A 9572-nucleotide genomic window follows, 5' to 3' on the forward strand; every position below is an offset into this window, starting at 1 on the left:
AAGAAAATAGCCTGGACCCGATAAATTTTAACGACCAATTTTTATTTCGTGCTCAAAAAAGTGTCAACTAAATTGTGAACCATCCCCGATTATTTGAGTAAAATTGATCGCCGTTTGTCGGTTATGGGCTACCAAATTCTCCTCTCCGACAAACTGCTAGGCCCCATTGCTTAATCTCGTCTCTTTTTTTTGATCGTTCATGTCTGTTTTTTACCCGCTTTTATCTTTTTTGTCCATTTTTCTATTCTGTTTTTTTACTTGACATAGTAATCTAACATTGTCAAAATAGTTACCAACTTTCTGTATTATGGAAACATGACATTGTCAAAGTAGACAATTTAACAATCGAATAATTTAACGGCAGGCCAAATGGATGGTTGAGTTTGGGCATAGGTTGTATCAAGAGGCACAATACCTTCTGCCAAAGGGTAATCGAATTGTGCAATAAGCTGGCGCAGTAATTAGCCGTAACCGGATGGTGGTAGATGTTGAGTTGTTGGGCTTGGGTGTCAATTGTTGCTCGGACAGTGGCGCCAACCCAGCGGTTTTTATCCAACGACCAGATTTCATTCAAGATCGAGATGTTTCCCATGGGAGAAACGAAGCGAATGAAATGGACAAAGCCTGTTCTGATCGCCATTCGTTTTTGAAGGTGGAGATCAAAGTCAGGGGGCAAGCGAACAGGTTTGAAGTCGGGATAAAGTAGATCAGCCGTTTGACCATCAAATTCGGGCAAAGGGCGACGATGGCGGCAATAACTTTCAAAGAGGGGCAGTTCGGTTTGCACATGCTCAACATTGCCAAACTCGGTTCGTCCCCAAAAGTTGGTATCCCACAGATCGTTATGTTTCAACCAGTTGAAAAATCCGTTGTTTTGCGCTATAATAATGTTCATCGTACTCAAAGATCAAAATCAGCTTATCTCTAAATTCTGCAATATTTGCCACGGATCAAAGATTGATGGTCGAGCCACGGGGGCTAATTATAAAGATGTTCGGAGTAGTCCTCAATGTTTACCGGCCTGAACCATATCCCCGTTTATTTTCTACAACCCCTACGCCTTTTTCAAACCTATAAGCGCCAAAACTTGCGGCCCGATTTGATGGCCGGGTTGACGGTGGCCATTATCTTACTGCCCCAGGCCATTGCCTTTACCCTGATCGCGGAACTGCCGCCGGTTATGGGGCTGTACGCGGCCATTGTGGGCGGCATTGTCGGCGCGTTGTGGGGGTCTTGTTATCAGGCCCATACCGGCCCGGCCAACGCCATTTCCTTGCTGGTTTTATCGGTGCTGTTGACTATTGCCCCGGCCGGCACCCCGGAATTCATTTTGGCCGCCGGCGTGGTCGCGGTGCTGGTGGGACTGTTTCAACTGGTGATGGGCCTGGCCCGGCTGGGTATGTTGGTTAATTTTGTCTCCCATTCGGTTATTGTTGGTTTTACCGCCGGGGCCGGCATTCTGATCATCATCAAACAAATCCGCCACCTGCTGGGCCTGGAATTTTCCAGCTACAATATTTTTGAAACCTTTCGCCAGATTCTGACCCATTTGCCCGACATTCATTGGCCAACCATGATCCTGGGGTTAAGCACAATGGGGTTCATTGTGCTGCTCAAAAAATTGGCGCCCAAATGGCCCAACATTCTCATTAGTATGGTCATTACCTCTATAATGGTGTTTCTACTGGGCCTGGATCAAGCCGGGGTAGAGGTCATCGGTCAACTGCCCACCGGGTTTCCTCCGTTGGTCAAACTGCCCTTGTTTGACCTGGAATATCTTAGCCGCCTGGCCACCGGCGTTTTGGCCATTGGCGCCATTGGCCTGGTGCAAACCACCGCCATTGTTAGGGCAATAGCCGGCCAAACCGGCCAGCGTTTGGACAGCAACCAGGAATTTGTGGGGCAGGGCCTGGCCAATATCGCCGCCGGATTTTTTTCCGGCTATCCTGGCGCAGCTTCGTTTGCCCGTTCCGCCATTAACCTCAAAGCGGGCGCGCAAACCCCGTTGAGCGCTATATTTGCCAGCTTATTTGTGCTTCTGGTGATGCTCACCCTGGCCCCCCTGGCCGCTTATCTGCCGTTAACGGCCCTGGCCGGGGTTTTGACCATCACCGCCTTTTACCTGATTGACCGGACAGAGATCATCCGCATCTGGCAGGGCGCCCGCGGCGATGCCGTGATTATGCTGGCTACATTATTTGGCACCTTATTCCTGCGCATCGAATTTGCCATTCTGGTGGGCATTCTGCTCTCTTTTGCCCACTATTTAATGAGAACCAGCCTGCCCGAGGTGTTTCCTGTGACTCCGGACGAAAGTTTTATCCATTTTGTGCGCCAACAACCCCACCAACTTTCGTGCCCCCAACTGGGCATCCTTAAAATCTCCGGAGACTTATACTTTGGCGCGGTTCAGCACGTTGAAGACGCCATTTGCCAACACTTAACCGACCACCCGGAGCAACGCTTTTTACTCTTGCGGATGCACGGCGTTAATCAATGCGATTTCAGAGGCATTCAGATGCTCGAGGCCATCAAAAAACGCTGCCGGGAACGGGGCGGGGATTTGTTCTTGATGCGGCTGGAAAAACCGGTGCTTGACTTTATGAAAACAAACGGCTTTTACGACCGGTTGGGGCCGGATCACTTTCTCACCCAAGACCATGTTATTGGACACCTTTTTCAAAAGGTGCTTGATCCGGCCATTTGCATTTATGAATGTAACGCCCGGGTTTTTGAAGAATGTCAGAACCTGCCTAAACAAACCTATCTCACCGATGGTCCCCTCCAAACCTACATGCCCATCCCCGAGGCTGTCAACGAAATCTCGCCGGAAGAATTGCACCAAAAATTACACAATGGCCGTTTGCCCCTGGTGGTAGACGTGCGCGAACCGCGCGAATTCAAACAAGGCCATATCCCGCAATCTCAACTCATTCCGCTACCCAAAATTCTGGCAAATGCCTCCACGCTGCCCCAAAACCGGGAGATTGTGGTTGTTTGCCGGAGCGGCTGGCGCAGCGCGCGAGCCATGTGCATGCTGCAAAATAAAGGTTACCGGCAGGTGCGCATTTTACGAGGCGGAATGTTGGCCTGGGAGGCCGCCGGCCTGGAAGAAGTGAGCAATAATTGATAAAATGCGCCCGGCGACTCTATTGAAGATGCATGCCAATGATGGTACAATATTAGTATTGCAGAACATTGGATCGGCGCAATCATGACCGCTCACTCGGAAAACACGCGGGGCAATGGCCTTGTTCTGGTCAATCTACAGGACATCGCCCGTTATCTTTTACGCCCTGTTTCCCTCCTTCAGGCTTACGACCGGCTCAACCTGCGGCCCGATTTCATTGCCGGGTTGACGGTGGGGGTGATATTATTGCCGCAGGCCATTGCCTACGCCCTTATTGCCGAACTGCCGCCCCAGGTTGGCCTTTACACCGCCATTATTGCCGCTATTGTGGGCGCCTTGTGGGGATCCTCTAACCACTTGCAAACCGGACCCACCAATGCCGTTTCCCTGCTTGTGCTTTCCTCACTCTTAACCATTGCCGCGCCCGGCACCATCGAATTTATGGTTGCCGCCGGGTTGATGGCGGTAATGGTCGGCGTTTTTCAAGCGGTTATGGGCCTGGCTCGTTTGGGGGTCCTGGTCAACTTTGTTTCTCATTCCGTGGTGGTTGGCTTTTCTGCCGGGGCCGGGGTTTTAATTGCCGTTAAACAACTGCCTTATTTGTTTGGGTTACAATACCCCAACCATGGGCTGCTTGAAACGGCCCACGTCCTTTTGATCCATCTCCCGGAAACGGATACAGCCACCCTGGTTTTGGGCCTGGGCGCCATTTTGCTCATTGTAGTGCTGTATAAATTCAGCCCCAAACTACCGGGGCCTTTAATTGGCATGATCATCGCCGCCGTGATGGTTTGGTTTTTGAGTTTGGACCAACAAGGCGTAACAGTAATCGGCGAATTACCCCAGGGGCTGCCCCCTTTTGCCGAACTGCCCTTTTTTAATCTGGAACTGGTGAGCCAGTTGGCCATGGGCGCCCTGGCCGTGGCCGCTATTGGCCTGGTTGAGGCCATGTCAATTGCCCGCTCCATTGCCACCCAAACCGATCAACGCCTGGAAAGCAATCAAGAGTTTGTGGGGCAAGGCCTGGCCAATATTGCCGCCGGCCTTTTCTCGGGGTATCCCTGCTCAGGCTCGTTCACCCGCTCGGCCGTAAGCTACAAAGCCGGGGCCAGAACCCCTCTGTCCAGCGTTTTTTCAGGTCTATTTGTCTTACTGGGCATGCTGGCCCTGGCCCCTTTGGCCGCTTACCTGCCCCGGGCCGCTTTAGCCGGGGTGCTCATGGTAACCGCCTACAGCATGATTGACCGAGCCGAAATAAAACGCATCTGGTACGGCGCGCGCGGCGACGCCATGATCATGGTGGTCACTTTTCTGGGTACCTTGTTTCTGGATCTGGCCTTTGCCGTGCTGGCCGGAATTTTACTTTCATTTGCGCTTTATATCATGAAAACCAGCGTGCCCCAAGTTTCCACCGTTGTGCCGGATGAAGAGTTCAAACATTTTGTTGACCACCAACCGGGCCGCCCCTTCTGCCCGCAACTGGGCATCCTCAGAATTTCGGGCGACTTATATTTTGGCGCGGTCAGCCATATTGAAGAAACCATTCACAAACACCTAAGCCAACACCCGGAGCAGCGATTTTTGTTACTGCGCATGCAGGGGGTGAACCAGTGCGATTTTAGCGGCATTCACATGCTGGAATCCGTCATGCGCCTCTGCCGCGACCGAAACGGGGACCTGTTTTTAATGAAGGTGCAGGAGCCGGTGCGATTATTTATGCAAGCCACCGGCTTTTATGACCGGCTGGGTTCCGACCACGTGCTGATGGAAGATTACGTTATTGGGTATCTGTTTCAAAAGATTCTTGATCCGGCCATTTGCATTTACGAATGTCCGGTGCGGGTGTTTAAAGAGTGTCAGAACCTGCCCAAACAAACTTATCCGCAAGATATTTCGCTGCCCGACATTCCGCCTGATACCATCCCCGACATAACGCCCCAGGACCTATGGCAGAAACTATACAACGGCCATCACCCCTCTCCTCTGGTGATAGATGTGCGCGAACCCCGCGAATTCAAACGGGGACATATTCCCCAGGCGCAGCTTGTCCCGCTACCCAAAATACTCATGGAACCGCCTGATTTTCCCCATGATCGTGACATTGTGATGGTCTGCCGGGGGGGACGGCGCAGCACGCGCGCCACCTATCTGTTGCAGGACCAGGGGTATCAAAAGGTCCGGGTTTTGCGCGGGGGTATGTTGGCCTGGGAGGCCGCCGGTTTACTGGAAGCAATTGAGTAATAACCGCCTGTATCCAAAGAGGGAAAAAATGCAAGAAAAATTTCCATACCACAACATTGGCCTTGACCTGGTGAGAGTAACCGAAGCAACCGCCCTGGTGGCCGGGCGCTGGTTAGGATTAGGCCAACGGGAAGCAGCCCACCGGGCGGCCACCGAGTCCATGTATAATGCCTTGAGCATGATCAACATTGACGGTTACATTGTTATTGGCGAAGAAGGCAGATTGGGCGAACACACGCCTCTTGATACCGGACAGAAAGTGGGCACCGGCAACGGCCCGGAAGTGGACGTGGTAGTGGATCCCATTGAGGGCACCAACTCCGTAGTGCACGGCCATCCCGGAGCCATTTCCATGGTCAGCGTGGCCCCGCGCGGCTCAATGTGGTCGCCCCGGCCGGCAATCTATATGGATAAAATTGTCGTAGACCGAGAAGCAGCGCATGCCCTGGTGCCGGAGTGCATGGATGCGCCCGCCGCCTGGACCCTGGCCCTGGTGGCCCGCGCCAAAAGAAAGCCAGTGCGCGACCTGCAAGTCATTGTTCTGGACCGCCCGCGCCATTATGACTTAATTGAGGAAATCCGCTCCGCCGGGGCGCGCGTTTTACTGCGGGCCGATGGCGATACGGCCGGGGCGCTGATTGCGGCCACGCCGCAAGCCGGCGCAGACATTCTCATGGGCATCGGCGGGGTGCCCGAAGGCGTCACCGCGGCCATTGCCGTAAAAGCCCTGGGCGGCGGCATTCTGGGCCGGCTGGCCCCCCAAAGCAACGAAGAACGTGAGGCCATTGAAACCGCCGGTTTCAATATCCGGCAAACACTCACCTGCCACGAGCTGGTAACCAGCGACCAAATTTTCTTTGCCGCCACGGGCGTAACGCACGGGCCAATTTTGGCCGGGGTGCAATACCATGGCCATGAAGCGCAAACCCACTCCCTGGTTTTGCGCGGCGAAACCGGCACCCGCCGCATTATTCATACCAAACACGGCGACCTGAACAAGATATTTGGTTTAAAGGACCAGCACCAACTTGACGAATATTAACTAACGTGGTAAATTTTAGTGTCCTCATTTTTGGGGATTATTTATTGTGTACTCAAAGGGGCGTCGCTGCCGATGCCCCTTTTCATCAAGGCCACCTTAAAGTGAAGGCCAACCTGTTGAGGGGGAGAACACACCATAAGTACAAAAGATACACGAAGAGTTAACGAAGACATCACCGTGCCCGAAATCCGTCTTATTGACCTTGAGGGCAACCAGGTGGGGGTGGTGCCAACCAAAAAAGCGCTGGCCATTGCCCAAGAGCACGATACAGATTTGGTTGAAGTTGCGCCCAATGCCAATCCCCCTGTCTGTCGGTTGATGGATTATGGGAAGTTTCTGTACGAAGCGCAAAAACGCGAACGGGACGCGCGGAAATCGCAGACCAAAGTAGAAATCAAAGAGATTCGGCTGCGTCCTAAAACCGGCGAACACGACATTAACTTTAAACTGCGCGACGCCCGCCGATTTTTGCAGCGCGGGGCCAAAGTTAAGGTGCGGATTCGTTTTCGCGGGCGCGAAGTGACCCATCCCGAGGTGGCCAGGGAGTTGATGACGCGCATTGCCGAAGAATTGGGTGATGTCGCCGAAGTGGAAAAGCTGCCTTCAATGGAAGGCAATACCATGTTAATGATTTTAACTCCCGGTTCTGAGTAATTATCCAGGCTCAAAATATAACGCGCTAAATCATATAACTGGAGTGCGGGCGTTGTCAGCCGCACTTCAACTTTGTAGGGAGATACAACGGAATTTTTAATACAAGGGAATAAGCCAATGCCTAAAATGAAAACGCATAAAGCAACAGCAAAGCGCTTCAAGTATACCGGCTCCGGTAAATTGATGCGCACCAAAATCGGCAAAAGTCACCTGCGCCGCAGAAAGCACAAGCGAGTCAAAGTGCAATTTGACAGCATGTTAGAAGTGACCGCGAAAGGCACGCGGAAACGGGTGCAAAAATTAATTCCTTATGCAAACGGGAAGTAGAGGTGGATTGTGAGAGTAAAAGGAGGTCCTCAGACCCAACGCCGGCATAAAAAAGTTTTGGCTATTACCAAAGGCCAACGCGGCAGCAAGCATCGCCTGTACAAGCGCGGCCACGAAGCTATGATGAAATCCCTGGAATATGCGTATCGCGACCGCCGCAACCGCAAGCGAGATTTTCGCCGCCTGTGGATTACGCGCATCAACGCCGCCGCCCGCCAGAATGATCTGAGCTACAGCAACTTCATGAACGGCCTCAAAAAGGCCGGCGTTGAATTAGACCGCAAAGTTCTGGCCGATATTGCCATGCACGACCCCACGGCCTTTAGCCAGTTGGTAGAAACCGCCAGAACGGCTTTGTAAGCGATTCCCCATACGCTAACAAAAAACGGGAACAGTCTGTTCCCGTTTTTTGCTGCCACGGAAGCCCTCACCCGGCCGTCGCCAGGGTTATGCTCCAGAGGTGACAGTCACTTGCGAAGTGACTGTGCCGTTGAACCCCTAATCAATCTTTTGACCGGCAAACCTGTGCCGGAACAAGTGGATGTGCCCACAATTTTAATGGTGCGCCAATCGTGCGGTTGCCAGAACCCCTATGTGGCTGAAACAATTGTTGATTTGGGCATTGACTGGGGCCACATTGAGACGATGAGCAACCTTCAGACCGGTCTGCGGACGGCCATAGCCGGGCCGGGTAAAAAGTAAGCCGGCCAACGGGCCGCAGGAGTACGGGTCTATCCCAATTTTTAGGCCATAGGGTAGAGACAGAACAATGTCTTATCCCTAACGCCAATATTTTGAGACGCACCCAGCATTACCCCAGCGCTTTACAAATTCAACACATTGAATTAAACTACAGCCCTATCGTTTCAAAGTTGTCATTCACTGCATTCACTACCCCGAATAAGAATTTGGCTCATGGATAGAATCTGTGCATGTCATTGCGAACGAAGCGAAGCAATCCCCGTTCAGCAGGGGTGGCGACCGCTTCGCGGCCTTGAACTACGTTCAAGCCTTGGCTCGCGGTGACATAGTTATTTTCAAAGGAGAAAATGAAAATGGCACGACCAGTCACTTTGTTCACCGGCCAATGGGCCGACCTGTCCCTGCCCGACCTGGCCCAAAAGGTTAGCGCGTGGGGCTTTGATGGCCTGGAACTGGCCTGCTGGGGCGACCACTTTGCAGTGGACAAGGCCCTGGCCAGCGATAAATACGTGCGTGAAAAACGAGACCTGCTGGAAAAATATAACTTGCAGTGTTGGGCCATCAGCAACCACCTGGTAGGCCAATGCGTCTGCGACCCCATTGACGAGCGGCACCAGGGCATCATCCCGCCCAAGCTGTGGGGAGATGGCCACCCCGAGGGCGTGCGCCAACGCTGCGCCGAAGAGATTAAAAACACGGCCCGCGCCGCCGCCGCCTTTGGCGTAAAAGTTGTCAACGGCTTTACCGGCTCCCCCATCTGGCATCAGCTTTACTCCTTTCCGCCCAACGATTTTGCCCGGCTTGAGGCAGGCTACCGGGAGTTTGCCGACCGCTGGCAGCCCATTTTGGATGTATTTGACCAGGTTGGCGTAAAGTTTGCCCTGGAAGTGCACCCCACCGAAATTGCCTACGACTTTGTGTCCACCGAAAAAGCCCTGGCCGCCCTGGGCCGCCGCCCGGCCTTTGGGATCAACTTTGACCCCAGCCACCTGGTCCACCAACTCCTTAACCCGGCCGCTTTTATAGAGGCATTTGCCGACCGCATTTATCACGTTCACATAAAAGATGCCAAGGTGCGCGTTGACAACGGACGTCGCAGTATTTTGGCCTCGCACCTGAACTTTGGCGACACCCGGCGCGGCTGGGATTTTGTTTCGCCCGGCCATGGCGACGTTGATTTTGAAGAAATCTTCCGCGCCCTTAATCGGATTGGTTACAACGGGCCGCTCTCGGTGGAGTGGGAAGACAGCGGCATGGACCGCGACTGGGGCGCGCCCGATGCCCTGGCCTTTATCCGCAGCACCGACTTTGCCCCGTCGGCAGTAGCCTTTGACGCGGCCTTTGCCTCAGACGAGTAAGGGCTGTTTGGCTTAAATAAATCATTAAATCGGGGTGATTCATAACTCTGTTGACACTTTTTCACCTGACGAACGACAAACGACCATTGACGAACAAAAATAGCCGAATGTCCGCCAT

At 53.0% G+C, this 9572-nt stretch carries 9 protein-coding genes; 8 read left to right on the forward strand and 1 reads right to left on the reverse strand.

Annotated elements, in window-relative coordinates; translation table 11 throughout:
• Positions 1–289: 289 nt before the first annotated feature.
• Entirely contained in the window at positions 290–895 is a 606-nt protein-coding gene (locus tag JW953_06945; GenBank protein ID MBN1992425.1) for a hypothetical protein, read from the reverse strand.
• A 114-nt stretch (positions 896–1009) separates the two neighbouring features.
• Between JW953_06945 and sulP (JW953_06950) the strand changes: the two genes are divergently transcribed.
• The 8 genes from sulP (JW953_06950) to JW953_06985 all read left to right on the forward strand — a co-directional run bounded on the left by sulP (JW953_06950) (position 1010) and on the right by JW953_06985 (position 9454).
• The gene (sulP, locus tag JW953_06950) at positions 1010–3130 is read left to right on the forward strand and encodes a sulfate permease (GenBank protein MBN1992426.1); all 2121 of its coding nucleotides are present in this window, start codon (positions 1010–1012) and stop codon (positions 3128–3130) included.
• An 84-nt stretch (positions 3131–3214) separates the two neighbouring features.
• Positions 3215–5371, forward strand: coding sequence for a sulfate permease (gene sulP, locus JW953_06955; GenBank protein ID MBN1992427.1), 2157 nt, complete (start codon positions 3215–3217; stop codon positions 5369–5371).
• Positions 5372–5399: 28 nt separating this feature from the next.
• Positions 5400–6413 (forward strand): class II fructose-bisphosphatase, encoded by a 1014-nt coding sequence (gene glpX / locus JW953_06960; GenBank protein ID MBN1992428.1) that lies wholly within the window; start codon positions 5400–5402, stop codon positions 6411–6413.
• A 135-nt stretch (positions 6414–6548) separates the two neighbouring features.
• Complete coding sequence (infC, locus tag JW953_06965) at positions 6549–7067, forward strand: translation initiation factor IF-3 (GenBank protein MBN1992429.1); 519 nt, start codon at positions 6549–6551, stop codon at positions 7065–7067.
• A gap of 117 nt (positions 7068–7184) precedes the next feature.
• On the forward strand, positions 7185–7394 hold the full coding sequence (gene rpmI, locus JW953_06970; GenBank protein ID MBN1992430.1) for a 50S ribosomal protein L35: 210 nt from the start codon (positions 7185–7187) through the stop codon (positions 7392–7394).
• A gap of 6 nt (positions 7395–7400) precedes the next feature.
• Positions 7401–7754 (forward strand): 50S ribosomal protein L20, encoded by a 354-nt coding sequence (gene rplT / locus JW953_06975; protein ID MBN1992431.1) that lies wholly within the window; start codon positions 7401–7403, stop codon positions 7752–7754.
• A 111-nt stretch (positions 7755–7865) separates the two neighbouring features.
• Positions 7866–8096 carry a hypothetical protein gene (locus JW953_06980; protein ID MBN1992432.1) on the forward strand — a complete coding sequence of 77 codons (231 nt, stop codon included), beginning with the start codon at positions 7866–7868 and terminating at the stop codon, positions 8094–8096.
• A gap of 353 nt (positions 8097–8449) precedes the next feature.
• A complete protein-coding gene (locus JW953_06985; GenBank protein ID MBN1992433.1) occupies positions 8450–9454 on the forward strand; it encodes a sugar phosphate isomerase/epimerase in 1005 nt (334 codons plus the stop codon).
• The last annotated feature ends 118 nt before the right edge of the window (positions 9455–9572 follow it).

It is taken from the genome of Anaerolineae bacterium (assembly GCA_016931895.1).
Classification (GTDB): Bacteria; Chloroflexota; Anaerolineae; order 4572-78; family J111; genus JAFGNV01.